This is a genomic window from Aeromicrobium sp. HA (genome assembly GCF_027171405.1).
Lineage (GTDB): Bacteria > Actinomycetota > Actinomycetes > Propionibacteriales > Nocardioidaceae > Aeromicrobium > Aeromicrobium tamlense.
Genome location: NZ_CP114372.1, coordinates 672227 through 697626, shown reverse-complemented (window position 1 = coordinate 697626; position 25400 = coordinate 672227). Strand labels below are relative to the sequence as shown.

Annotated in this window: 24 protein-coding genes; 7 read left to right on the top strand and 17 right to left on the bottom strand. The window is 71.3% G+C overall.

What is annotated here, in order from left to right:
- Window positions 1-50: 50 nt before the first annotated feature.
- Complete coding sequence (locus O3S82_RS03380; protein ID WP_179426122.1) at window positions 51-587, bottom strand: YceI family protein; 537 nt, start codon at window positions 585-587, stop codon at window positions 51-53.
- A 109-nt stretch (window positions 588-696) separates the two neighbouring features.
- On the opposite strand from O3S82_RS03380, the gene O3S82_RS03375 reads away from it, so the two are divergent.
- Window positions 697-1185: a MarR family winged helix-turn-helix transcriptional regulator gene (locus O3S82_RS03375; RefSeq protein WP_179426124.1), complete on the top strand. Its 489-nt coding sequence runs from the start codon at window positions 697-699 to the stop codon at window positions 1183-1185.
- Window positions 1186-1270: 85 nt separating this feature from the next.
- Here O3S82_RS03375 and O3S82_RS03370 read toward each other — a convergent pair whose 3' ends face one another.
- A complete protein-coding gene (locus O3S82_RS03370) occupies window positions 1271-3370 on the bottom strand; it encodes a TolB family protein (RefSeq protein WP_269305518.1) in 2100 nt (699 codons plus the stop codon).
- Between the two features lie 123 nt (window positions 3371-3493).
- Here O3S82_RS03370 and O3S82_RS03365 point away from each other — a divergent pair, with 123 nt between their 5' ends.
- Window positions 3494-4141, top strand: coding sequence for a hypothetical protein (locus O3S82_RS03365; RefSeq protein WP_269305517.1), 648 nt, complete (start codon window positions 3494-3496; stop codon window positions 4139-4141).
- A gap of 78 nt (window positions 4142-4219) precedes the next feature.
- Here the strand turns inward: O3S82_RS03365 and ettA are convergent, their stop codons facing one another.
- The 5 genes from ettA to O3S82_RS03340 all read right to left on the bottom strand — a co-directional run bounded on the left by ettA (window position 4220) and on the right by O3S82_RS03340 (window position 9965).
- Window positions 4220-5902, bottom strand: coding sequence for an energy-dependent translational throttle protein EttA (gene ettA, locus O3S82_RS03360; protein WP_179426130.1), 1683 nt, complete (start codon window positions 5900-5902; stop codon window positions 4220-4222).
- A 50-nt stretch (window positions 5903-5952) separates the two neighbouring features.
- The gene (locus O3S82_RS03355) at window positions 5953-7551 is read right to left on the bottom strand and encodes a GTPase (RefSeq protein WP_269305514.1); all 1599 of its coding nucleotides are present in this window, start codon (window positions 7549-7551) and stop codon (window positions 5953-5955) included.
- A gap of 79 nt (window positions 7552-7630) precedes the next feature.
- Entirely contained in the window at window positions 7631-9358 is a 1728-nt protein-coding gene (locus tag O3S82_RS03350) for a dynamin family protein (protein WP_269305512.1), read from the bottom strand.
- A gap of 83 nt (window positions 9359-9441) precedes the next feature.
- Entirely contained in the window at window positions 9442-9618 is a 177-nt protein-coding gene (locus O3S82_RS03345) for a Trm112 family protein (RefSeq protein WP_179426142.1), read from the bottom strand.
- A complete protein-coding gene (locus tag O3S82_RS03340) occupies window positions 9615-9965 on the bottom strand; it encodes a DUF3499 domain-containing protein (RefSeq protein WP_179426144.1) in 351 nt (116 codons plus the stop codon). The genes O3S82_RS03345 and O3S82_RS03340 overlap by 4 nt, the downstream gene beginning before the upstream one ends.
- A gap of 48 nt (window positions 9966-10013) precedes the next feature.
- Here O3S82_RS03340 and O3S82_RS03335 point away from each other — a divergent pair, with 48 nt between their 5' ends.
- Entirely contained in the window at window positions 10014-10466 is a 453-nt protein-coding gene (locus tag O3S82_RS03335) for a metallopeptidase family protein (protein WP_179426146.1), read from the top strand.
- Window positions 10467-10479: 13 nt separating this feature from the next.
- Here the strand turns inward: O3S82_RS03335 and O3S82_RS03330 are convergent, their stop codons facing one another.
- From O3S82_RS03330 to O3S82_RS03320, 3 genes are read right to left on the bottom strand one after another with little or no spacing between them, the layout of a single operon-like run.
- Window positions 10480-11802: a DUF5719 family protein gene (locus O3S82_RS03330; RefSeq protein ID WP_269305508.1), complete on the bottom strand. Its 1323-nt coding sequence runs from the start codon at window positions 11800-11802 to the stop codon at window positions 10480-10482.
- The gene (locus O3S82_RS03325) at window positions 11799-14606 is read right to left on the bottom strand and encodes a glycosyltransferase family 2 protein (RefSeq protein WP_269305507.1); all 2808 of its coding nucleotides are present in this window, start codon (window positions 14604-14606) and stop codon (window positions 11799-11801) included. Before O3S82_RS03325 ends, O3S82_RS03330 begins: the two co-directional genes overlap by 4 nt.
- Before the next feature lie 55 nt (window positions 14607-14661).
- Window positions 14662-14913: a WhiB family transcriptional regulator gene (locus O3S82_RS03320; protein WP_179426152.1), complete on the bottom strand. Its 252-nt coding sequence runs from the start codon at window positions 14911-14913 to the stop codon at window positions 14662-14664.
- Window positions 14914-15016: 103 nt separating this feature from the next.
- Between O3S82_RS03320 and O3S82_RS03315 the strand changes: the two genes are divergently transcribed.
- The 3 genes from O3S82_RS03315 to O3S82_RS03305 all read left to right on the top strand — a co-directional run bounded on the left by O3S82_RS03315 (window position 15017) and on the right by O3S82_RS03305 (window position 17394).
- Window positions 15017-15685, top strand: coding sequence for a TIGR03089 family protein (locus tag O3S82_RS03315; RefSeq protein WP_269305505.1), 669 nt, complete (start codon window positions 15017-15019; stop codon window positions 15683-15685).
- 88 nt (window positions 15686-15773) lie between these two features.
- Window positions 15774-16637 (top strand): ABC transporter permease, encoded by an 864-nt coding sequence (locus O3S82_RS03310; RefSeq protein ID WP_179426156.1) that lies wholly within the window; start codon window positions 15774-15776, stop codon window positions 16635-16637.
- A 4-nt stretch (window positions 16638-16641) separates the two neighbouring features.
- Window positions 16642-17394 (top strand): ABC transporter ATP-binding protein, encoded by a 753-nt coding sequence (locus O3S82_RS03305; protein WP_269305503.1) that lies wholly within the window; start codon window positions 16642-16644, stop codon window positions 17392-17394.
- Between the two features lie 57 nt (window positions 17395-17451).
- Here O3S82_RS03305 and O3S82_RS03300 read toward each other — a convergent pair whose 3' ends face one another.
- Together O3S82_RS03300 and O3S82_RS03295 are read right to left on the bottom strand one after the other, a co-directional pair.
- Window positions 17452-18897 carry an LCP family protein gene (locus O3S82_RS03300; RefSeq protein ID WP_269305501.1) on the bottom strand — a complete coding sequence of 482 codons (1446 nt, stop codon included), beginning with the start codon at window positions 18895-18897 and terminating at the stop codon, window positions 17452-17454.
- Window positions 18898-19006: 109 nt separating this feature from the next.
- On the bottom strand, window positions 19007-20449 hold the full coding sequence (locus O3S82_RS03295; RefSeq protein ID WP_269305499.1) for an LCP family protein: 1443 nt from the start codon (window positions 20447-20449) through the stop codon (window positions 19007-19009).
- Window positions 20450-20579: 130 nt separating this feature from the next.
- Here O3S82_RS03295 and O3S82_RS03290 point away from each other — a divergent pair, with 130 nt between their 5' ends.
- Window positions 20580-21653 carry an LCP family protein gene (locus O3S82_RS03290; protein ID WP_269305496.1) on the top strand — a complete coding sequence of 358 codons (1074 nt, stop codon included), beginning with the start codon at window positions 20580-20582 and terminating at the stop codon, window positions 21651-21653.
- Window positions 21654-21656: 3 nt separating this feature from the next.
- Here the strand turns inward: O3S82_RS03290 and O3S82_RS03285 are convergent, their stop codons facing one another.
- The 5 genes from O3S82_RS03285 to O3S82_RS03265 form a co-directional block, all read right to left on the bottom strand.
- Entirely contained in the window at window positions 21657-22847 is a 1191-nt protein-coding gene (locus O3S82_RS03285; RefSeq protein WP_269305494.1) for a lipase family protein, read from the bottom strand.
- A 109-nt stretch (window positions 22848-22956) separates the two neighbouring features.
- Window positions 22957-23205, bottom strand: coding sequence for a hypothetical protein (locus O3S82_RS03280; RefSeq protein WP_269305492.1), 249 nt, complete (start codon window positions 23203-23205; stop codon window positions 22957-22959).
- A gap of 225 nt (window positions 23206-23430) precedes the next feature.
- Window positions 23431-23607, bottom strand: coding sequence for a hypothetical protein (locus tag O3S82_RS03275; RefSeq protein WP_269305490.1), 177 nt, complete (start codon window positions 23605-23607; stop codon window positions 23431-23433).
- Window positions 23601-24500 (bottom strand): hypothetical protein, encoded by a 900-nt coding sequence (locus O3S82_RS03270; protein WP_269305488.1) that lies wholly within the window; start codon window positions 24498-24500, stop codon window positions 23601-23603. Before O3S82_RS03270 ends, O3S82_RS03275 begins: the two co-directional genes overlap by 7 nt.
- 108 nt (window positions 24501-24608) lie before the next feature.
- On the bottom strand, window positions 24609-25358 hold the full coding sequence (locus O3S82_RS03265) for a phosphatase PAP2 family protein (protein ID WP_269305486.1): 750 nt from the start codon (window positions 25356-25358) through the stop codon (window positions 24609-24611).
- Between the last annotated feature and the right edge of the window lie 42 nt (window positions 25359-25400).

Genomic DNA, 25400 nt, shown 5'->3' with positions numbered 1-25400 from the left:
ACGCCGGGGGGTGTGCGTCGCGAGCCCCTCCGAGACAGGGGGTGTGCGGGTCAGGCCTGCAGCACGGCCTCCGCGGTGATGAGCAGCGTGATCTTGTCGCCGATCATGACCTTGTCGCCCTCGAGGGGGATGTTGAAGTCGATGCCGAACTCCTTGCGGCTCAGCTGGCCCTTGGCCTCGACGCCCACGCGGGTGCCGCCCCACGGGTCCTTGCCCTCGCCCAGGAACTCGACGTCGAGCTCGATCGGCTTGGTGACGTCCTTGATGGTGAGGTCGCCGGTGACGACGAAGTCGGTGTCGCTCTTGCGGACGACGCCGGTGGACACGAAGGTCATGGTCGGCGTGCTCTCGACGTTGAAGAAGTCACCCGAGCGCAGGTGGTTGTCGCGGTCGGCGGTGCCGGTGTTGATCGAGGAGAGGTCGATCGTGGCGGTGGCACTGGAGGCGGTGACGTCTTCGGCGGTGACGATCGTGCCCTCGAACTTCTCGAACTTGCCGCGCACCTTGCTCATGATGTGGCGGACGGTGAAGCCGATCTCGGTGTGCGTGGGATCGAGCTGCCAAGTACCGGGGGTGATGTCGCTCATTGCTGCTCCTGTGTCAGTCTGTGTCGTCGAGTCGTTGATCGTTCAACATGATCGACGATACACATGATTGAACTTTCAATCAAGTCGTTGAAGATGTAAACTAGTTCACATGACTGACCTGCCCATCGCTTCGGTGAACGACACCCGCTGGCTCGACGAGTCGCAGCAGCGCGCCTGGCGCGCGTTCCTGGGCGGATCCACCGTGCTGATGGACCGCCTCGACCGCGACCTGCGCAGCGAGCACGGCCTGTCGATGTCCGAGTACGAGATCCTGGTCCGCCTGTCCGAGGCGCCCGACCGGTCGATCCGCATGGCCGACCTCGCGGCCGCCCTCTCCCACTCCCGCAGCCGCATCACCCACACGATCGGCCGCCTGGAGCGCGACGGCATCGTGCTGCGCATGCAGTGCGACACCGACGGCCGCGGCGTCACCGCCGTGCTGACCGACAAGGGCTTCGCGCTGCTGGCCACCGCCGCCCACACCCACGTGCGCGGCGTCCGCGACTACCTCATCGACCAGTGCTCCGACGAGGACCTCGCCGCCGTGCGCCGCGTCATGGAGGCGGTCCAGGAGGCCATCGGCGGCCGCCGCTTCTGACCCGGCCCCGAGATGTGCTCCATCTTCGACCTTTCAGACGTGCTGAGACGTCGAAAAAGGAGCAAATCTCGGCGCAGGCGGGGGCTTAGCGGGACAGGTGCCTCAGGTACACGTCCTGCCCGCGATCGAGATCCTCGGCGTGGAGCCTCGCGAACGACGAGAACGCGACCGCGCGACCGTCTGCGGAGATGGCCGGCTCGTCCGAGCCGCCCGACGCCTCGCGGCCGTTGCGACCCACGCTCGCCCGCGTCACGGAGCCGGTCACGCGGTCACGCACGAAGACGTCGCGCGCGACGTTGGCGTCCCCCGCCACGAGCTCCGGGGAGTCGGAGGCAAAGGCGATGAACCGGCCGTCGGCCGACATCGTCGGCGCTCCTGCGACGCCCACGGCACCGTGGGGTGAACGGCTGATCACCTCGGTGAAGCCCGTCGCGAGGTCGTGCACCAGCACATCCGGCAGCCCGTTCCCGTCGCCGGGGCCGTCGTCGCACGAGACGTACGCGATGAATCGTCCGCCGTCGGACACCGTCGGTGCCGCGACTCCACACGGCGCCACCCCCGTGTTGACGGTGGTGCCGAGCCGGACGTCGTGCAGGAGAAGCTGAGGGGCAGCACCCTCGGGCCGAACGGTGAAGGCGACGTGGCGACCATCGCTCGAGAGGGCCGGCGCCGTGGAAGGCGACGCCAGCTCCGAGCCGTCGGGCGCCTGACTCACGCGGGTCGTGCGACCGGAAGCGATGTCCCGCACGAACACGTCGGTGACGCCGTTGGTGTCGCCCTGAACGAGATCGTCCGCACCGGAGGTGAACACGACGACGCTTCCGTCGGAGGCGAGACGGGGCCTGCCCGAGGGTCCCGAACCGGCGCCACCGCCCTCGGACGCGCTCACCAGCACGGTGGTCCCCCGGTCCAGGTCACGGAGATAGACGTCCTGGCGGCCGTTGAGATCCTCCGGAACGGCAGACGCCCCGGTCACGAACGCGACCCTCGAGCCGTCACCGGAGATCGATGACTGCGCGGACGACTCCGCCAGCTCCGCACCGTCAGACGCGAGCGACGCGCGGACCACCCGCCCCGATCCGACGTCGCGGACGAACACGTCGGCCGCGTCGTTCGCGTCGTCGACCGTGAGGTGGGGGACGAACGAGGAGAACGCCACGGACCCGCCGTCGGCGGACACGGAAGGTGCCCAGGACTCATGGTCCGTCGCCGTGCCGTCCGCGGGACGGCTGATCAGCGTGGGCGGCGGGACGGGACCCTCGGTCACGACGACCGTGCGCGCCGGCGAGATCACGCTCAGTCCGCCGCCGGACGTGCGCAGCGCCACCGCACGTAGCCGCATCGAACCGAGACTCGACGCCTCGACCGAGAGCCTCGCCTGGCCTCGGGCGTCCTGCCAGCCCGATGCGACGGTCACCCACGCTCCGTTCACGAGGCTCTGCACGTCCACCCGGCGATCGGCACGCGCGGGCGTGAAGACCGCTGTCACGTGGACCCTCTCCTCGAGGTACGCGGTGTCCGGCGCCAGCACTTGCGCGGTCTGGGACCTCATCGCGGTACGAGACGGGCTGGACACGGCGCCGAGCCGACCCGATCGCGGCGCGTGGAGGCGGTACCGGCCCTCCCCGGCTGTCGCCATCACCCGCACCGGGAATCGTGCCAGCCCGTCCGCCCGGGAGGTGCCTCGATCGATCGTGCGCCACGCGGCGCCTGACCACTGCTGCAGCTGCACGGGGCGACGGCGGTGCCCCGGCACGATCCCCGAGAGAATCGCCCGCTCGCCGGGGATCACGGACGTGATGTCGAGGGCAGGGCGCACGCGGACCCGGACCGTGCGGGACGTGGCAGGCTTCAGACGCTCGTCACCGGCGAAGCGCACGCGCCAGCGGCGTTCGCCCACGGGTGGAACGAGGCTCAACCGGTAGGCCCGGCGCTTCGTCACGCGGCTCACGGCCTGCGTGTGCCAGCGGGAGCCGTTCCAGAACTGCAGGCGCACGCTCTCGCCCCCGCGGGCTCGAGCGAGCCTGCCCCGCATCACGATGGCGGTGCCGGAGTCGATCGTCGACCGCGTCGGCCCCTCGACGGTCAGCCGAGTCGCCGGTCGCGCCTGCGCCGGCGCGGTCAGACCCAGCAGGGACACGAGCACGGTCATCACCACGATGCGCGGCAACCCCCGAGAACGCATGGACCCTCCCGTGCCCGGACCGCCCGTCCGCGGTCGTCGCGACAGTCTCACACGTGTCGGCGACGTCACGGACCTGATTCGTCGATCCCGCCCGGACGCGAGCCCGGTGCCTAGGTTGCGTCCGTGTCCACACGCCTGCGCTGGTCGATCGCGATCGCCTTCGTCGTCCTGCTCGTCGGCGGCTACGCCGCGTGGGTCGGCGCCTCGGCCTGGCAGGCCTCGAAGGTGTCGATCACCGCTGCCGAGCTGGTCGAGTGCAAGGACCCGCGCTCGATCGTCCCCCTGCCCGAGGGGATCGAGGATCCGCTCGATCACACCGGTCCCCTCCGCGCGATCAGCGTCGATCGACGGCTCGACTGCGTCCTGCGCACCATGGTCGTCAGCGATGCCTCCGTGCCCGTCGAGGTCGAGTTCCTGGAGTGGCCGTACATGGGTCCGGCCACCGGCATGGGCGTCCGCGCCGGGTGGGCTGTCGGAGGCGAGCCCGGGCTCGTGAAGGACGCCGACAGCTTCAGCGCGAGGGACAGCATCGATGCGGTCTTCGACATGGACGGCTTCAGAGAGCTCTACGATGACGAGCGCACGCCCTTCACGATCCGAGCCGTGTTCAACGCCAGCTGCAACGACGCCGGGATGTCGTCGGTGCCTGACTCGCCTCGAGCCACCATCCGGGTGCTCGGCCGCAGCCACGTCATCGCCGCCACCGGCGCAGGCATCGGCCTCGTGCATTCCGGTCCCATCGACTGCGACGAGGACCTCGGCGACTCCTGACACGAGAAATGCTCCGATTTCCACTTTTCAGCCGTGCTGAAAGGTGGAAATCGGAGCAAATCTTGCCCGGGCGGGACTTCAGTCGCGGGTGAGGCGGCGGTGGGTGACGCGGTGCGGGCGAGCCGCCTCCTCGCCGAGGCGCTCGATCTTGTTGGCCTCGTAGGACGCGAAGTTGCCCTCGAACCAGAACCAGTTGCCCGGGTTCTCCTCGGTGCCCTCCCACGCCAGGATGTGCGTGGCGATGCGGTCGAGGAACCAGCGGTCGTGCGACGTGACGACGGCACAGCCCGGGAAGTCCAGCAGCGCGTCCTCGAGCGAGGACAGGGTCTCGACGTCGAGGTCGTTGGTGGGCTCGTCGAGCAGCAGCATGTTGCCGCCCTGCTTGAGCGTCAGCGCCAGGTTGAGGCGGTTGCGCTCACCACCGGAGAGCACGCCGGCCTTCTTCTGCTGGTCCGAGCCCTTGAAGCCGAACGAGGCCACGTAGGCGCGGCTGTTCATCTCGAAGTTCGCGACCTTGATGAAGTCCAGGCCGTCGGAGACGACCTCCCAGACGTTCTTGTTCGGGTCGATGTTGGCGCGGTTCTGGTCGACGTAGCTGATCTTGACCGTCTTGCCGACCTCGAGCTCGCCGGAGTCCGGCTCCTCGTTGCCCGTGATCATGCGGAACAGCGTGGTCTTGCCGACGCCGTTCGGGCCGACGACGCCGACGATGCCGGCGCGCGGCAGCGAGAAGCTGATGTCGTCCCACAGCGTGCGGCCGTCGAACGCCTTCGTGAGGCTCTTCGCGTCGAGGACGACGTCGCCCAGGCGCGGACCGGCCGGGATGTTGATGTCGGTGGTGTCGATCTTGCGGGCCTTCTCGGCCTCGGCGGCGAGCTCCTCGTAGCGGGCCAGACGCGACTTGCTCTTGGTCTGGCGGCCCTTGGCGTTGGAGCGGACCCACTCGAGCTCGCGCTCGAGCATCTTGGCGCGCTTGGCGTCCTTCTGGCCCTCGATCTTGAGGCGCTCCTTCTTCGTCTCGAGGTACGTCGAGTAGTTGCCCTCGTAGCCGTGGATCTGGCCACGGTCGACCTCGGCGATCCACTCGGCGACGTTGTCGAGGAAGTAGCGGTCGTGGGTGACGGCCAGGACGGCGCCCGGGTAGCTCTTGAGGTGACCCTCGAGCCACTGCACGCTCTCGGCGTCCAGGTGGTTGGTGGGCTCGTCGAGCAGCAGCAGATCGGGCTGCTGGAGCAGCAGCTTGCACAGCGCGACGCGGCGGCGCTCACCACCGGAGAGGTTGTCGACGAGCGCGTCGGACGGCGGGCAGCGCAGCGCGTCCATCGCCTGCTCGAGGCGGCTGTCGACGTCCCACGCGTTGGTGTTGTCCAGGTAGGTCTGCAGGTCGCCGGTCTCGGCCATGAGGGCGTCGTAGTCGGCGTCGGGCTCGCCCATCTCGGCGTACGCCTCCTCGAGGCGCTTCATCTTGCCCTTGATCTCGGACACGGCCTCCTCGACGTTCTCGAGCACCGTCTTGCCCTCGGTCAGCGGCGGCTCCTGCTGCAGCATGCCGACCGACGCGTCGGGATCGCGGACGAGGTCGCCGTTGTTCGGCTGGTCGAGCCCGGCCATCAGCTTGAGCAGGGTGGACTTGCCCATGCCGTTCGGACCCACCACGCCGATCTTCGCCCCGTGCAGGAACGAGAGGGAGACGTTGTCGAGGACGACCTTGTCGCCGTGGGCCTTGCGGACGTTGCGCAGAGAGAGAACGTAGTCAGCCATGATGGCCCCAGCCTAGCGAGAACGCCGGAACGACGGCCGACCGGCAGCGCTCAGCGACCGGCGGTGGACAGGCCGTTGCGCCAGCGGTCGTAGCGGTCGAGCTCGCTGCGCAGGCGCGCCACCACGATCCGCTCGGTGGTGCGGTTGATCGCCTCGGTGAGCTTCTTCTCCGCTCTGGCCCCGGCCCGCCGCGCGCCGACCCCGCCGAGCCAGCGCGAGAACAGCGTGAGCGCGATGCCGAACAGCAGGCCTCCGGCGATCAGCACGAGCGGCAGGCTCATGCCGAGCGGCCGGGGCGCACCGGTCCAGGGATCGGGGTCCACGAGGCCGAAGGCGGCCGCGACGGACCACGCGAGCCCGCCGACGACGGCCAGGAACGTGAGCCACTGCAGGGCTCCGACGGCGGTCCACCACAGCGGACGCTGCTTGAGCCCGAGGTCGACGCCGGCGACGGCCTCGTCGAGCTCGTCGATGACGTCGCGCGCGCTCTCGCCGGCGACCGCGTCGACGACGGAGGCCCGCCACGGGCGGGACATGCCCTCGGTGGCGACCTCGGTGGCCTCGCGCAGCGCCAGGTCGGCGCGGGCGCGCTGCACGGACGGCGAGATCGGCATGACCTCGGCCACGGCGTCGCGCGCCGACCGGCCGAAGCCGAGCTCGCGCAGCGGGTCGTGGCGCAGCCGACCCACCCAGCCGATCAGCGGCCAGTCGGTGGCGACCACGGCGCGTCGGGCCATGGACTCCTCGACCGCGTCGGCGATCTGCGGCACGCCGGCGCACTGGACGAACGTCTCGACGAGGGCGTCGCGGACCGGGCGGTCGAGGCCCGGCACGGGCTCCACTCCCCCGGCGTCGGCGAGGCGGCGCGCCACCTGGCGCACGTCGGCGACCAGACGTGCCTGCGAGGCCCGCTTGGAGGTGATCCGGCGACCGATCTCGGCCCGCAGCTCGGGCAGTCCCTTGCCGCTGGTGGCGCTGGTGGCGATCACGGGCACGCCGCGGAAGCCCTCACGCTCGAGAATCAGCTCGAGGTCGTCGACCGCGATCTTGAGGTCGGTCTCGCTGAGCCGATCGGCCTGGTTGAGCACCACGACCGACGACTCCGCGTGCGTCGCCAGCGGCTGGAGGTAGCGCGCGTGGATCGCGGCGTCGGCGTACTTCTGCGGGTCGAGCACCCACACGAACAGGTCGGCGTAGCGCGCGACGTGGTCGACGACCTCCTGGTTCTGGGTGACGACCGAGTCGTGGTCGGGCAGGTCGAGCAGCACGAGGCCCTCGAACGCGTCGTCCTGCGGCGCGTCGAGGATGCTGCGCCGGGCGATCTGGTCGCGGCGGGCGACGCCGATCCAGTTGAGCAGCTCGGTGGCGCCGGCGGGGCCCCACGCACACGCCAGCGGTGTGGAGGTGGTGGGCCGCAGGTAGCCGACCTCGGCCAGGTCCAGGCCCGCGAGGCGGTTGAACAGCGACGACTTGCCCGAGCCCGTGGCGCCCGCGAGCACCACGACCGTGTGCTGCGTGGAGAGCTCGAGGCGCTCCTGCGCGTGGCTGAAGGTGGCCTCGGCAGGCGCGACGACGTCGGGGTCGATGACGTCGCCCGCGGCCTCGATCGCCGACTGCAGGGCTGTGACCCGCTCGTCCAATGCACTCATCGCGTCACCGCCTGAAGAAGGGCACGGTAGGACGGTGCCGCGATTCGATGCGTGGAATCGTTCGCTCGCTGGCGCTCGCTCATCGCGACCGCCTCCCGCGCGGAGGGGCGACGGACGCGATCGCGGCCTCGAGCTGCCAGTGCGCGGACTCGAGGGCCACCTCGTCGGGCAGCAGGTCGAGGTAGCGCTCCGCCTCGGACTCCAGCAGGTCCTCGAGACGGCGCGCGAGGTCCTTGCCGGCCTGGTCGGCGAGGTCGCGGACGGCCTGGTCGCCGAAGACGGCGTTGAGGACGGCCTGACCCGCGGCGGCGGTGCCGCCGGCGATGCCGAGCTCGGCGCCCGTGAGACCGGCCGTGCCGGCGAACACCACGACCATGAGGGTGACGCCCGCGGCGTTGACGCCCAGCGACAGCGCACGGGCCTTGGTCTTCTTGTCGGAGCCCTGCTCGGCGACGAGCTCGAACACGGCCTCGCGCCACTCGCGCGCGATGCGCTCGGCGCGCACCCGGACGTCGCGCGAGGCACGGTCCAGCCCTCGCTGGCTGTCGAGCAGGGTGCGACCGGCCTGCGTGGAGTCCCAGGCGCGGGCGACCTCCTCGGCGGCGCGCTCGGCGCGGTCGAGGATCAGCAGGTGCAGGCCCGAGACGGCGGCCTCCTCGACCTCCTCGGGCGTGGTGGGCTTGCGACGGAACAGCTTGTCGCGCCACGAGCCCACGGTGCGCTCGAGCTTGCGGAAGATCTCGCCCGAGCCCACGAAGTCCTGCCAGCGCGCGAGCACCTCGCCGCGCAGCATGGTGCCGTCGGTGGCGGCGGTCATGAGATCGGCGTGCGCGCTCCAGTAGACCGACGCGACGTCCTGGCGCAGCTGGGCCGCGGCGTCGACCTGACGGGTCAGCGCACTCTCCAGCCGGCGCGACTCCTGCACGTCGTGCGTGATGGCGCCCTGCAGGGTGCGCAGCACGATCTCGCGGCGCTGGGCCTCGTCGTCGGCGAGGTGCCGCAGCCACGACACGACCTGCGCGACGTCGCCCGTCGGCAGGACGCCCTCGGAGTCGGGCGTGGACTCGGGCACCGAGAACAGCGCCACGTCGGAGAGGCCGTGCTCGCTGAGCATCCGGGCCAGGTGACGCCGGACCTCGCCCAGGGCCTCGGGAGAGGTGCGGTCGAGCACGACCGCGATCGAGGCGTTGCGGTCGGCGGCCCGGCGCAGGTAGTCCCACGGCACCTGGTCGGCGTAGCGCGCGGCCGAGGTGACGAACAGCCACAGGTCGGCGGCCCCGAGCAGCTGCTCGGCCATCTCACGGTTGGTCTCGTCGATCGAGTCGAAGTCGGGGGCGTCGAGCACGGCCACGCCCGGCCACAGCGTGGAGCAGGCCACCTGGCGGATCGTGTTGGCGCGCCGGCTGTTGGAGCCGGTGCGGACGACGTCGGGCAGGACACGGCCCGAGCGGAACCACTCGGTGTCGGCGGGGTGGTGGACCAGCACCGGGGTGCGCGTGGTGGGTCGCAGCACTCCTGTGGCCGACACACGGCGGCCGACGATCGAGTTCACCAGCGTGGACTTGCCCGCGCCGGTGGAGCCGCCGACCACGACCAGCAGCGGGGCGCCGAGATTCTCGAGTCGGGGGACGACGTAGTCCCCCAGCTGCTCGGCGATCTCGCGCTGGAGCGCGCGGTCCTGCTCGACCCCGGGTATGTCGAGTTCCAAGGGCATGGCGACGACCGCTGCCGCCAGTCCTGACAGGCCCTGGAGCAGACCGTCCTCGACCATGGCCTCGCGCTGGGGAATTGCGGCAGGCTCAGTCATCTCAGATCACTACGAATGGTAGTGCAGTGGACACACCCCGGAGTCCCATTCGTCACACCAGCCCCAGATCCGCAGAAGTGGGGTCAGGAGGCGTCGAGCGAGCGGGCCTCGTCGACCAGCATGACCGGGATGTCGCGGCGGACGGGGTACGCGAGGGCGCAGCCGTTGCACACGAGCTCGTCGGCCTCGGCGTCCACGAACAGGCCGGAGCGGCACTGGGGGCACACCAGGATCTCGACGAGCGCTGGATCGAGGTTCACGGCACCACCGTAGCCGAGTCGTCGCGCACGAGCCGCAGCACCGGCGAGCCGTCGTCGGAGGGCTGCTCGGGCGCCGGACGGCCCGCCTCGCGGACGGCCTCGGCCAGTGCCACGAGGTCGTCGTGCGTGGGCTCGGGCTCGGTGAACTCCGGGGCCAGTCGCACCACGCTCCAGCCCTGCGGCGCCGACAGGCGCTCGGCGTGACGCGAGCACAGGTCGTACGCGTGGGGCTCGGCGTAGGTGGCCAGCGGGCCCAGGACGGCGACCGAGTCGGCGTACACGTACGTCAGCGTGGCCACCGCGGAGTTCGGGCAGCCTGCGCGCGAGCATCGACGTTGCAGTCCCACGGGGCGAGGTTAGCCCGCGACCCCAGCGCTCCGCAGTAGGCTCACCGGATGGCCAGCGAACCGGGATCCCGCATCGGCGTCCACGGTCCGCGTCCGGGCTCCGCCCGCGACCGTCGCGGGCGCGGACCGCGCGGCGTGATGTCGCTCCCGGGGCCCCTCTCGCCGCAGGGCGCTCCGGTCCACCGCACCCCGCGCGAGGCGTTCGACGACCTCGTCGCCGAGATCCTCACGCGGCTCGACCACCACTTCGCGCGCGAGCCCGACCACGTCGAGGTCGCCGTCGAGGAGGCGCCGATGCTGCCGCCCGGCTGGGACGAGCCGGTGCCCCGCAGCATCGTCAACCCGGCGCCGGGCGGGTACCGGATCGTGGTCTACCGCCTGCCGATCGTGGGACGGGCACGCTCGGCCGTCGACCTCGAGGAGCTGGTCTGGACCGTGCTGCTCACGCGGCTCGGCGAGGTCTGGCACCACGACCCCGAGGACCTCGACCCGCGCGCCTGAGCAGCGGCACCGGTCAGCGCACGGAGACGCCGGGAGCGACCACCGAGACGGGCGCGGGACGCACCGCCGTGGCGGCGATCCTGCCTCCCCCGGACTTCCAGAGACCGGCCATGACGCGACGGCCCTCCTGCGGGGTCAGCACGAGATAGGCGGCGTCGTCCTTCGGCGCGGGGACGAGGGCCGAGGCCCCTGCACCGACGCTCACCCGGCTCGTGCCGAGCGACTCCATCGACGCCGAGAAGGACTCGACCTCGACCACGGCGGCCTCCTTGGCCGTGACGACCGTGCGCACGGCGCCGCCGGCGAGCCGGACGGGCACGACCGCGGGACCCTCGATGGCGGCCGACGGCGTCACTCGGGCGACGTCGTCGTCGGTCTCGGTCGAGGCGGAGGCCACGACGGGCAGGTCGGACGTGATCGCGAGGGACGCGCGTCGCAGGTCGACCGAACCCGGGACCGCGACGACCCGCGTGGACTCGGGCTCGACCGAGACGTCCTCGAGGCCCTCGGCGGCGAAGGCGCCACCCGGACCGCGGACCGACACCGCGACGTGCGCGGTGGACGTGCCCGGGTTCGCCAGCGCGAGGCGCGTGCCGTCGCCCTCGGGCAGGCCGGCCAGCACCTGCTCGGTGGCGGGGCCCGGCGCGGGGGCGAGCAGGTCGGCACCGCCGGTGCCGGCGTCGAGCGCGATCGCCGTGAGCGAGCCGCGGCGGCGCGAGACGTGGGCCGAGACGGCTCCCTCCCCCGCGGCGACGTCGTCGACCGAGATCTGGCGCCGCTGACCCGGCTCCACCACGAGGCCCGACGTGTCCAGCGACTGGATCGGGCCGTTGGCGCCCCACCAGCTGAGGTCGGCCACGGCGCGGTTCTCGCCAAGGTTGACCAGGGTGATCGTGGCGTCGGAGCGGCCGCGGTCGCCCAGGCCCGCGAACCAGGCCTCGTCGACGACGGGCGGGCAGGCCGCCAGCACCGCGTCGCCCTTCAGTCGGCCGGCGACGTAGCCGACCGATCCGGAGCCCTCGCCGGACTGCTCGAGCACGAGGGCGTCGCCGCCCGGCTCGGCGGTGCGCCAGCGGTCGGCCCGCGCCCACACCGGGTCGGCCGCCGCCTCCTCGGGGATGGGGCGAGCCACGGCCTCGTCGCCCGGCGCCACCTGACCCGCCGCGACGGTCCACCCGGACTCGACGGGGCAGGCCCACGTGGTCTGGCGGACCTCGACGGTCTGGCTGCCGCCGGCCACGACGGGCGGCTCGGGCTCGGGCACGAACGAGATCGCGGCGACGAGCAGCGCCGCCACGAGGGGGAGGACGTAACGGGCGGGGAACCGGCTGCTCATGCGTCGTCCTCCTCGTCCGGATCCGGCCCGGAGGCCGCGTTGCGGCGCACCGGCAGGGCACCCACGAACGCGCCGACCCAGGCCAGCACCCACACGCCTGCGATCCAGGGGCGGGCGGGTCCGGCCTCGGGCGCGGGCTCGGCCTCGACCTCGGAGGTCACCGACCAGACGCGCGAGTCGGGCGAGTCGCTGCCCTTCTGGGCCAGCCCGGGCGCCGCGTCGATCCGTCGCGCGAGGTCGAGGTCGACGTCGGGCGCGTAGATGCTGTCGACGCCGAGTCGCGCCAGCTCGTCGACGTCGTCGCGTGTGGGCGTGGTGACCAGCGAGGTGACGGTGTCGCGCAGGCGGTCCTCGCGCTCGGCAGTGGTGCGCAGCGCCTCGGCCCCGAGGTAGGGGCCGGGGCCCACGACGGCGTCGGCGACGATGCCGGACTCGGAGTCGCCGGTCAGCACGACGGTGGTGCCGGGTCGGGCCGCGAGGAAGGCGGGTACGACGCGGGCGTCACCGGACTCGAGCGGGTCGTCGATGCCGCGCACGACGAGCCAGCCGCCGGCGAGGATCGGGAACGCTGCCAGCAGGGCGATCGCCGGGCGTCGCCAGCGGCGGTGCTTGCGCGTGCGCAGGGCGGGCCAGGCGAACAGCACCGCGGTCAGCAGGCCGCCGAGCCAGATGCCCGCGCCGAGCCCGGACCACGCCCTGACCTCCGGAGCGCCGGGGAACGGCACGTAGGTCGAGATCGAGGCCAGCAGGCCCGTGGCCAGACCGGCGACCGCGACGATCCAGGCGCCGGCGACGGCGCGACGGGTCGCCTCGGGGACGAGGGCCGCGGCGGCGAGCACGATGAGCGGGACCGCGATCCACCACGGCGCCGATCCGGGCCCGCCGCCGGTGCCGGTGACCACGTCCCAGGCGGAGGCGGGCGCGTCGACGGGGTTGCCGACCTCCCACCAGATCCGCCCGGACAGGACACGGTCGAGCAGCCACGGACCCAGCAGCACCGTGCCGATCACGCCGCTGAGCGCGAGGTAGCGCGCGGACGACCGCACCAGCAGCGCGCTGACGACGAGCGCGACGATGCCCAGCGCCCAGGCGACCGGCGCGAACGCCGCGACCAGCGCGATCCACAGGCCGACGAGGGCGGCACGGGTCCACGTGGGCTCGAGCACGAGGCGCAGGAGGACGTTGGCGAACAGGGGCGCCACGACGAGGGTGACCACCGTGCCCAGGCGGCCGCCGGCGATCGCGCCGGTGACGCCGACGACGAGGCCGTACGACACGGCCCACGTCATCCGGACGGCACGGTCGTCGCTGACGAGGCGGCCGAAGCGGTGGGCGGTGAGCGCCGCGAACGGCACCGCCAGCACCGTGAGGATCCAGGAGATGAGTCCCGGCGCGAACCACACCAGCAGCCCGACGAACGCGAGCGGGACCACGTAGGCCGGCGCGACGTCGGCGCTGCCGAGGCCGACCGCGTGCGACCGCTCGAACAGCAGCCGCCACCACGACGAGACCGCGTCGGGCGACGCGGGCAGGACCGGGCTGAACAGGTGACCCGCGGCCACGGAGCGCGCCGCGACGAGCGAGCCCACGAGCAGCACCAGCACCCAGGTCAGCCACGGACGACGGCGCCACCACGGCGGCTGGTCGACGACGACCGGGTCCTCCTCGTCCTCCTCCGCGACGCCGATCGACCGCAGGCCGAGTGAGTCCACCGACTCGGGGCGGACGACGGCCTGCACGGTGGTGGCGGCGACGTCGAGTCCGTGCTGGTACGGCATCCAGAACGGGGCGAACAGGTCCTTCAGCTCGCGGTTGCGGCGCACGACGTTCGGCTTGCGTCGGCGGCGCGCCGCGATCATCGGCCCGGGATTGGCGAAGACCGTGACCATCGCCATGATCTCGCCGCGGGCCGACCGCAGGTCCTTGCCGAAAAGGAAGCCGACGAACCTCAGCAGCGAGCCCACGAACAGACGGATGCTCAGCGGCAGGAACCGCAGCGGGTCGCTGTTGGCCAGCATCGTGTGCAGCGCGGCGGCACGGCGCTCGCCCGCGTGCTCGCGGACGCCCTTGCGGCGCACGCGACGCCGGTTGGCCGTGGCCTCGGCGTGGAACACGATCGAGCGCGGCGCCGTGCGCACGCGGTAGCCGGCGCGGTTGGCGCGCCAGCCGAGGTCGATGTCGTCGAAGAACAGCGGCAGCCGCGGATCGGTGCCGCCGAGGCGCTCCCACACGTCGCGGCGGACCAGCATGCCGGCGGAGCCGACCGCCAGGACGTCCTGCGGCCGGTCGTGCTGGCCGGCGTCGGGCTCGCCGGACTCCAGCATCGTCTCGCGCTGGCCCGTGCCGGTGACCGTGAGGCCGACCTCGAGGAGCCGCCGGAGCGACGGCCACTCGCGGACCTTGGGGCCGACGATGCCGATGTCGGGGTCGCGCGTGGCCTCGTCGAGGAGGCCGGAGAGCGCGTCGGGATCGCAGATCTGGTCGTCGTGGAGCAGCCAGATCCAGTCGTAGGCCTCGGTCTGCGACTCCACCGCCACCGCGACCTGGCCGCCGAACCCGCGACGGGCGGGGGCGGTGACGATGCGCGAGGCGTGCGCATGTCCCTCGAGGAGGTCGCGCGTGGCCGGGTCGCTGTCGTCGTGGACGAGCACGAGGTGGTCGGGCCGGTGGTGCAGCCGGTCGAGGGCAGCGAGGGTCTGGGGCAGCCATCGCGATCCGCGATGGGCGACGAGAACGGCGAGGACGGAGGGAGGGCTGGCACGCCACGCCGGGACGGATTCGTCCTCGAGGTCGTCGTCGTGCATGATCGCCACCTTAGGCGGTTGCGACCAACCGTCAGGTGTCAGCGGCGCGGGGAGGTCAGGCGCGCTTCTTGAGCTTGCGACGCTCTCGCTCGGACAGGCCACCCCAGATGCCGAAGCGCTCGTCGTGGGCCAGTGCGTACTCGAGGCACTCGGTCTTGACGTCGCAGCTCAGGCACACGCGCTTGGCTTCGCGCGTGGAGCCGCCCTTCTCGGGGAAGAACGACTCGGGGTCGGTCTGAGCGCACAGAGCACGCTCCTGCCACATGAGCTCGGGGTCGTCGCCCTCGATCCAACCGACTAATGACATGCCTGTAATTACAGTCGGATGCCTGCCAAACGTCAAGCCGAATAGCAAATGTCCGGCGATCCTCGGCGTGTCGCGCCTCCGGGCTCCGCGCTAGCGTCGAGGCGTGACCACCACCCTCGCCGCCGTCCTGACCCCCACGCCCTCCCCCGTCGTCACGTACTACGACGTCGCGACCGGCGAGCGCGTCGAGCTCAGCGGCGTGACGCTGGCGAACTGGGTGTCGAAGGTCGCGAACTTCCTCGTCGACGAGCTCGACGCCGAGCGTGGCACCCGCGTGCGGATCGGCCTGCCCAGCCACTGGCTGCGCTACGTGTGGATCCTGGGCGCCTGGCGCGTCGGGGCCGTGGTGGCCGACTCCGACGCGCAGATCGGCCTGTCGGGCCCCGAGCTCGAGGCCGCCGAGCAGATCCGGCTGGCGGCGTCGCTGCGTCCTCTCGGCGGCCGCTTCCCCGCCGAGCCCGACGGCTTCCATGACATCGCGGTGCACGTGCCCGCGAGCCCGGACGTGTTCATCGACCTCGACCCCCCGGCGCCGGACGACCTCGCCCTCGACGTCGCGGGGCGCCGCGCCACGCACGCCGAGCTGCTCGCCGCGCCCGCCCTGACCGACCGGGTCGTGCGCGAGCCGGGGTCCGTGGCCGACGACGCCGCCGACCTCGCGGCGGCCCTCACCGGCGGCGGCTCGCTGGTGATGGTCGCCGGCGGCGGACCCGACGACCTCGTGCGCATCGCCGCGCAGGAGCACGCACGGCTCGACGGGCCGGGACGTTGAGCCGATCCGCGATGGTGGGTGCCCTAGACTCGACGGGGCATCCGGGCCGACGGCCGATGCCCCCGAGACATCACGACAGGAACCACGCATGACCCCAACGGTCGACGACCCGCAGGCCCACGGCCTGACCCGGGTGGGCGGCCGACCCCCGCTGACGGAATACCTGCGGGGAGTCGCGCAACGCAAGGACTTCATCGTCTCGCTGGCGAAGTTCCGCATCGAGGCCGAGAACCAGCGTCAGCGCCTGGGCATGCTGTGGATCGTCCTCAAGCCCATCCTCAACGCCGCGGTGTTCGGCATCGTCTTCGGCATCCTCATGGCCAGCACGAAGTCGGTCCCCGACTTCGTGCCGTTCCTGATCATCGGCGTGTTCATGTTCGAGTTCTTCTCGGCGTGCATGGGCAGCGGCTCGAAGTCGATCACGTCGAACCAGGCGCTCGTGCAGAGTCTGGCGTTCCCCCGCATGTCGCTGCCGATCTCGGTGGTCGTGCAGAAGTTCATGCAGCTGATCCCCACGGTCGGCCTGCTCATGGTCTTCCTGCTCCTCATGGGGCACGTGCCGAACTGGAACTGGCTGCTGATGGTGCCCCTGATCGGCCTGTACTTCCTGTTCTGCATGGGCGTCGCGTTCATCACCGCGCGCCTCACGGTGCACCTGCCCGACCTCACGAACCTGCTGCCGTTCATCACGCGGTTCTTCTTCTACACGACCGGCATCTTCTTCAGCTTCGACATCCGCTTCGAGGGCAACCCGAAGCTGCTCGAGATCGTCCAGTACCAGCCGGTCTACGCCTTCCTGAGCCTGTCGCGCGAGCTGCTGCTCGACTCCGACCCGCTCTACGACGTGCGCCTGCAGTTCTGGCCCATCATCGCCGTCTGGTCGATCGGGCTGTTCCTGATCGGCGTCGTGTTCTTCTGGGCCGCGGAGGAGCGTTATGGTCGCGTCGACTGAGTCCGTGGAGACGGCGGACACCGAGCAGCGCCGACCCGTCGTCGTCGTGCAGGACCTGCACGTCGAGTACCGCGTCTTCGCCACCGGCAAGCGCGCCACCGAGGCCGACCGCGGCGGCGTGCTGCGCCGCGCCAAGCGCACCCGCACGGTGCACGCCCTCAAGGGCATCTCGTTCACCGCGTACGAGAACGACAGCATCGGCGTCATCGGCTCCAACGGCTCGGGCAAGTCCACCCTGATGCGCGCCATCACGGGTCTGACCCCCGCCACCCGCGGCTCGATCTACGCCAGCTCGCGGCCCAGCATGCTCGGTGTGGGCGCGGCCCTCATCAAGCAGCTGTCCGGCCAGCGCAACGTCATCCTCGGTGGCCTGGCCTTGGGCTTCTCCAAGGCCGAGATCGAGGAGCGCTACGACGAGATCGTCGACTTCGCCGGGATCCGCCCGTTCATCGACCTGCCGATGCGCACGTACTCCTCGGGCATGACCGCCCGCCTGAAGTTCGCGATCGCCACGATCCGCGACCACGAGATCCTCATCGTCGACGAGGCCCTGGCCGTCGGCGACCGCAAGTTCCGCAAGCGCTCGGAGAAGCGCATCCGCGAGATCCGCGACAACGCCGGAACGGTGTTCCTGGTGAGCCACTCGATGCAGTCGATCCGCGACACGTGCAATCGCGTCATCTGGATCGAGAAGGGCGAGCTCATGATGGACGGCGATCCCGACGAGGTCATCGCGGCCTACGAGGAGAGCCGCTGACCCCAGCGCTCCCCGCCCCGCCACCGCTTCCCGGTCGGCTCGGCGCCGGGGCCGGGATCAGCAGGTGGCGGCGAGGTCGTCGGTGTTGTTCGCGGCTGACGGCGACTCGGTCTTCGGCGCCTCGGGCGTCTGCTGCGTCTCGGGGGCCTGCGTGGTCGCCGTGGAGTCCGTGGGCTTCGGCTGCGCGGCCTTCTTCTGCTGACGCTCGCTCTTCTTGACCAGGGCCGCGACGTCGGCGCGGATCTGCTCGAAGTTCGGCGTGACGGTGCTGTACTCCGGCGGCACGACCGACAGCGTCGCGATCTGCTGGTCCTTGGCCTTGAGGGCCAGGTCGCCGAACGCGCCCAGCTCGGAGGCGGGGATGTCGGTGCTGAGCATCTGCGCCGAGCTCTTGGCGATCTTGCCCGCGTTCAGCACGACCTGCTCGGGGCTGAGCTGCTGGAGCATGGCTTGCATGAGGCACTTCTGACGGCCCATGCGCGTGTAGTCGTCGGACTGCACGCGGCTGCGCCCGTACCAGAGCGCCTCCTTGCCGTTGAGCTTCTGCTTGCCCGGCTGGATGTACACCTGCTTCCAGGCGTCGTCCTTGCCGAACATCGCGATGGGCTCCTTGATGTCCATCGTCACGCCGCCGGTGGCGTCGACGAGGCTGGAGAAGCCCTTCATGTTCACGAGGACGTAGTAGTTGACCTTCAGGCCGGTGACGCCCTCGACGGCCTCGAGCGTGGCGTCCAGGCCCGGGTCCTTGCTCTTCGGGTAGAGGTCGGACCGGTCGGCCGCGGCGGTGTGCACCGCGTTCAGCAGGCACTCGGAGCCGCAGTTGTAGCCGTAGGGGTAGACCGTCCGCATCGGCGAGTCCTCGGGGAACGGCACGTTCTGCAGGTTGCGCGGCAGCGACACCATGATCGGCACGCCGGTCTCGGCGTCGATGCTGACGAGGTTGATCGAGTCGGGGCGCAGGCCGGTGCGGTCGTCGGCGGAGTCGGCGCCGAGCAGCAGGATGTTGTAGCGGCCCTGAAGCGGCGACTTGACCTCGGTCTCGTGGAAGACCTGCTCCACGACCTCCTTGGAGGCCGAGACGGTGTTCCAGCTCAGGTACGTCGTGGAGGTGACCAGCGCGACGATCGTGACGTTGACGACCGAGATGATGCCGAGTCGCCACCAGCCCAGGCTGCGCACGAGGGCGAGCCGCCAGGCGTCGACGAACAGCAGCATCCAGCCGATCGCCAGGACGAGGGCGGCGACGCGCGCGGTCTGGAGCACGGACGGGTCGGTGAGCCAGTCGATGACCTGGGCGCGATCGGGGCGGAAGCGGAACCAGACCACCAGCAGAGCCGTCAGCACGGCCACCCAGGCGACCATGACGACCGCGCCGAGGCGGCGCGCGCCGGCCAGGAACTGCGCGATGCCGGGCCAGACGACCGTGCCGAGGATCAGCACCAGTGCACGGCGCAGCCCACCGCGCTGCGCGACCCGCGTGGGTCGGGCTCCCAGACCGCTCACCCCGCCACCTCTCCTGCCTGCCGTGGCCGATCGTCCGTGCGCGACCGACGCCCCATTAAACCCTCCGGTTCCCAACGCCGACGAACCAGCGCCGGTCGGGCGGGTCGGCTCAGCAGCTCTCGTTGAGGTCGGCGCTGCGGTTGGCCTTGCGCGGGTCCTTCTTCTGCGCCTCCCCGCCGAGCTCGAGCAGCGGGAGCTTCGCGGTGACGAGGGCGGACTTCTGGACCTCCTCGCGGGCCTCGGAGCTGCCGACGGCGCTGGAGACCAGGCGGCGCACCTTGTCGAAGTCCGGGTTGCCCGTGTAGATCACCGGCGGCACGAGCGAGACCGACGAGATCGGCTGCGACTTCGTCTTGAGCGCGAGGTCCATGAAGACGTTGAGGTCCTGGCGCGGGATGCTCGTGTGCAGCATCGCCGAGCTCGAGTTCGCGATGTCCTGCATGTTCATGAGGACCTTCTGCGGGTTGAGCTGGCGCACCATCGCGTTCATCACGCACTTCTGGCGGCCCATGCGCGACCAGTCGTCGTTCTCCACGCGTGAGCGGGCGTACCAGAGGGCCTTGTCGCCCGAGAGCTTCTGCTCGCCGGCCTCGATGTAGCCGCGGATCGGCGAGCCGATGCCGCCGATCGCGGTGCGCTCGCGCACGTTGAGGCGAACGCCGCCGACCGCGTCGATGAGCTTCGAGAAGCCCTTCATGTTGACCAGCGCGTAGTAGTTGAGCTTCAGCCCCGTGATCTCCTCGACCGCGTCCATCGTGGCGTCGATGCCGGGCTCCTTGGCGTCGAAGAGCTGCGCGTGGTCGTTAGCCCAGGTGTTCACGGCGTTGAGGTAGCAGCCGTCGCAGTCGAAGCCGTTCGGGAACTGCTCGCGCATGACCGAGCCCTTCGGGAAGGGCACGTTCTCCAGGTTGCGCGGCAGGCCGATGATGACGGCCTTGCCGGTCTCGGCGTCGATGCTGGCGACGTTGATCGAGTCGGGGCGCATGCCGCTGCGGTCCTTGCCGGAGTCGGTGCCCAGGAGCAGCACGTTGTAGCGACCCTCGTGCGGCTTGGAGACCGTGTTGGAGGCGAAGACCGTGTCGGTGAAGCCGTTCATCACCGAGACGGTGTGCGCGGCGAAGAACAGGACCGCGGCCGTGGCGACCACGAGACCGGCGTGCAGCGCGGTGGAGATCGCCAGGTGCGGACGGGCGAGCTCGCGCGGGCGGCCGAGCCGCCAGGCGTCGACGATGAGGGCGACCCAGCCGATCGCGAGGCCCACGAGGACCCAGCGGCCGAGGGTCAGCAGGGCGGCGTTGGTGGCCAGGCCGAAGACGAGCTGGCGGTCGAGCAGCGCCAGCAGGACGAGGGCGGCGACGAGCGCGAGCACGCCCAGCCAGATCCGGATCGCGATGCGACCCACGCGCTTGTTGCCCTGGACCAGCTGGGCGGAGCCCGGCATCACGAGGGTCATGGCGGCCAGGGTCAGGGCGCGCCGGAAGCGGATCCGGGCGGTGGCGCTGGCCGGGTCGGCGTAGGTGCCGCCCAGAGCGCTCGTGCGGTCGTCGTGCATCGCTGTCCTCACGGTGGGGAAGAGTCCGAAGGTTCCCTCAGTATCGAGCGCCGCTCCCGATCCCTCGGGATGACGCGCCGGAGGCCGGGCAAGGGAATCGGAGCGAGGTCCGACGGGGTACCTTCACCCCATGCCCCCCTCAGGTCCCAAGGATCCGGACGGATACGACTGGCTGTACGACGATCAGCCCGGTCGGTCCTCGGCGCGCCCCGCGGCGTCCGGCTCCTCGATCCCGCCGCCGAACCTGCCCCCGCCGGGCTCCGGCAAGCGCGGCGCGAAGCCCCCGAAGGAGCGCAAGCCGCGCGGTCGACTGCGGCTGCTGTGGCTGGTCCTCGTGGCCTGGATCGTGTTCCTCGTGCTCGTGCCGGTGGTCGCCTGGTCGAAGATCACCAAGGTCGACGCCACGCCCGACGGCGAGCGCCCCCAGGACGAGACCACCACGTGGGTCCTCGCCGGCACCGACAAGCGCCCCAAGGACAAGTCCCGGGGCCGCACCGACACCATCCTGCTGCTGACGTACGGCGGTGGAGGCCCCTCGGTGCTGACGTCGATCCCGCGCGACTCGATCGTCGACATCCCCGGCAACGGCCGGACCAAGATCAACGCCGCGTACGCGTTCGGCGGCCCGCCGCTGCTCGTCGAGACGATCGAGAGCGAGACCGGCCTGGGCGTCGACGGCTACGTCGAGATCGGCTTCACCGGGCTCGAGGACGTCGTCGACGCGCTCGGCGGCATCGAGGTCTGCCCGAAGGACGACATCAAGGACAAGGACGCGAAGCTGAACATCAAGGAGGGCTGCCAGGAGGTCGACGGCAAGACCGCCTTGGCGTACTCGCGCTCCCGCAAGGCGTTCGCCAGCGGCGACATCGCGCGCGGCCAGAACCAGCGCGAGGTCATCGGCGCGATCGGCGACGCGGCCCTGTCCCCCTCCACCGTCCTCAACCCGTGGAAGTTCACCCGTGTGGCCACGACGACCGCGGAGTCGCTCGCCGTCGGCGACGACGTCTCGATGTTCTCGTTCGGCCGCTTCGCGTGGAAGCTCGGCAAGGCGATGGGCGGCGACGGTCGCTCCTGCACCGTGCCGATCGCGGACATGTCGGTGCAGTGGGACCGCGAGCGCGCGGTCGAGTACTTCAAGCACCTCAAGGACGGCACGACCGACGAGCTCGGCGACCTGTGCACCCCAGACGGGCTGCGGAAGTAGCTGTCAGCCGCCGAACGCCTCGGCCGTGAAGGCCGCAACCTGCTTCGCCGAGCGGTCGAGCACGTCGGTGTGCTCGGCGCCGCGGTACGTCGTGTAGGTGAGGTCCAGCCCGCGCGCCCGGTAGGCCTTGGCGAGCGAGTCGGTGAGGACCTGCGGCACCACGCTGTCGGCGGTGCCCTGCACGACCAGGATCGGGCCGCGCACCTCGGGGAAGCTGGGGTCGTTCGCGTCCAGCGGACCACGCACGAGGTCGGCGTCGGCGTTCTTGGCCGCGAACCGGTTCATCGGCGCCAGCCCGAAGCGGTCGGGGCCGAGCAGGTCCATGAGGCACTCCTCGCGCACCTGCGGGTAGAGCTTCACGCCCTTCGCGTTGAGCAGCTCGTCGACCGGGATCTTGCCCGGGTAGGCGACCTCGAGGCCGCGCAGGATCATCGCGACCAGGGCGGCGGGGACGGCGACCTCGCCGGACAGGCCGACCTCGGCCGCGAGCGACATGTGCGAGGGCGGGGCGAAGGCGACCGTGCCCACGACGTCGAGCTCGCGCGTGTAGTGCGGCGCCATCGAGGTGGCCCACAGCGCCGCGTGACCGCCCTGCGAGTGGCCGGCGGTCATCACCCGATCGCTGAGGTCGGGATCGAGCTGGCGGGCGGCGCGCACGATGTCGAGCACGGCCCGGCCCTGCGAGGCGCCGATCAGGTACGGGTGGTCGCCGGGGGTGCCGAGGCCCTCGTAGTCGGTGGCCACCACCGCGTGGCCGCTGTCGATCCAACGCTGGAGGCGGGTGCTGGTGGTGCCGATCGCGGCCGGGTCGGCGATCGTCGCGTCGGCGCGGGTGGGGGCGCACTGGTCGGCGATGCCGGTGGTGCCGTGCGCCCAGGTGACGACCGGCCAGCCGCCGTCGGGAGCGGTTCCGTCGGGGACGGCGACGAAGCCGGAGGTGGCGACCGTGTCGCCGCCCACGCCCTGCTGCGCGTAGAGGACGAGGCTGACGTCGGCCTGCTCCAGCCCCATCGCGCCCTCGAGCTCGCGCGACCAGATGAGGTCGCCGTGCGCGTACTCCGAGAGGTCCGCGGGCGGCGTGTAGAACGCGGTGCCCTGCGGGGCGGAACGGGGCTCGTCCTCCTCGGCCGTGCAGGCCGCGACGGACAGCACGAGCGCGGCGCTCGCGAGCACCGGGACCAGTCGACGGATCACCGCGTCATCGTACGGCCGCGGACCCGCCCGCCGAGCCGAAACCGACGACCACGGCGGGTGGGTGCCGCCTCCCCGGCGCCCACCCGCCGCGAGCACCCTCCTGCGTGGATCAACCCCGCGACCGCTGGCGCGACCTGAGCGATCGGACCAGGTCGATGGCCAGGAATCCCACCGCGACGATGCCGCCCGCGACCCAGTCGGGCTCTCCGCTCACCGCCCAGGAGGCGATGACGACCGCTGCCCCGCACGTACCGATCGACAGCGCCTCCCAAGCGATCGCCCCGCCGACGGATCGGCTGCTCATGTCGCGGGCGGGGTCGCGCTTCGGGCGCGCCATCGGCGTGCGACGAGCTCCCATGCCACGGCTGCCACCGTCAGGACGACGGCCAGGGTCCAGAAGTCGCGGACGATCCCGCCAGGCGCCTCCGCGCCTTGGTTGAGACCCATCCAGTAGAGGCCAAGCGCGGCGACCAGCGCGACAGGTGTCCTCATCAGCACTTCTCCCTTCCCACGTCTACTCGGACTCGCACCGTAGGCCCGGCAGCCACCACCAGCAGCAGCGTTTTCCACATCGGCTCCTCCGTCAACGGCGGGACCGGCGGCGGATCGCGCGCAGAGTCAGATCGCCCGCGAGCACCCCGACGAAGCAGGCACCGGCCAGAGCCCAGGCGAACACACCGCGATCGCTGAGGAGAAGGACCATCGCGACGAGCGCCACCGCGAGGACGAGATATGCCACGAGATCGATCCGGCTCAACACTTGACGACCTTCCCACCCACGACCGCCACCGCGACGATCCTGAACTTCAGCTCGACGCACCTTCCCGCCTTCTTGGCCTCCTTGAACACCCCTCGCAGCTTGTAGAAGTAGGCGCTCACGGCGGCGGCGCAGACCGCTTTCACCGCGACCCCTGCCGGGTTCTTCGCAGGGATCAGTCCGCACAGCGTGCTCACCCCCGCCCCGAGCGAGACGAACATCGCGTCGTGCACCTTCTTGGTCTCCTTCTTGCTCAGCTTCACGCACACGGCCGTGCCCAGGTCGCAGAACTTCACCTTCGGGTCGGCGACGACGGGATAGGCGACGCCGCGGGCGCGGTGGTCGACGACCTGGCGGATCGTGCTCCCCCTCAGCTCGTAGCGGGTGGGCACCTGGCGCCCGGCCGCGTCGACGGCCCACGGCGCCTCGACCTGGGCGACGACGGCCCCGTCCGGTCCGACGAGGTCGACTCCTCCGTCGGGCGCCGGCCGCGGGGAGACGTCGCCACGGAGCCCGAAGTCGTAGGTGGCCGGGGCCTCCGCCGAGTCGATCCCGACCAGCACCTGCGTGCCGGTGCTGGTCGGCGTGACGGCGAGCGACGCTCCCTTGCGCCCCGGCAGGTGGTACCGCCCGTCGGCCTTCTTCGCGGTGACACCCCTCGCCGGCAGGTCGAGTGCGAGCGAGGCGCCTCCGACCGTCTCGATCGGCACGGCTCCCTTCCTGACGGCGCCCGTCGGCGAGGCGCTCAGCGGGACGGCCGACTCGACCTGGGCGAGCTCGCCGAGGCGGTCGCCGAAGGTGGCGCGCGGCGTGCCGGCCTGTGTCGGTGGCAGGGCCGAGAGTGTGAGCGCGGCCGAGGTGGCCAGGACCGCGAAGGCCCGTGTGACGATGTGCATGAATCCCCCGATTCGGTGATGGGCGAGGCCCGTGACGAACGAACTGACGCACAACTTATTGTGCTTCAGGGGACGCGTCAAGCACCCATTCCCCCGGGTGTGGAGACGTCAGGTGAGTCGCTGCAGCTGCGGGATCCGTGAGACTCCCGGCGCCGGGAAGAGGCGCATCGCGACGAGCAGGATCGCGCAGGCGACGATCCCGTCCATGAACCAGTGGTTCGCCGTGACGGTGACGACCACGATCGTGATCGCCGCGTGCCAGACCGCCAGCCGGCGCACCAGGCCGTTCGCGGTCCGCACCACCACGACGGCGATCAGCACCGCCCAGCCCACGTGCAGGCTCGGCATGGCGGCGTACTGGTTGGCCACCGCACCGCTCGCGCCGTCATACGCCGAAGGGCCGTACTCGGTCATCGAGTCGACGAACCCCCACTGCGGGAACATGCGCGGCGGGGCCAGCGGGAACGCCATGTGCAGCATCACCGCGCAGGTCGTCTGGATGATGATGAGGTTCCGCGCCCAGCGGTACTCGGCCCGGGGGCGCCGGACGAATCCCCACACGAGGAACGCCACCGTGGCCGGGAAGTGCACCCCGACGTAGTAGACGTTGGCTGCCTGCAGCAGGTCGACCGACGGGACGAGGTCCTGGATGAAGGCCTCGTGCGACAGCCGCAGGGCGCGCTCGAGCCCGCGCACCGCGGCGGCGTTCGCGTACGCGGTCTGCTCCGCGTCGATCGTCACCAGACGACCGACGCGGTACAGCACGTAGACGAGCGCCAGCAGCGTCAGCTCGAACACCGCAGGCAGGATCCCGTCGCGCAAGCGAACGACGACCTCGGACCGCCGCGGGAGGGCCATTGCACCAGACTCTCAAACCACTCCCGGTAGCAACACCCTTGG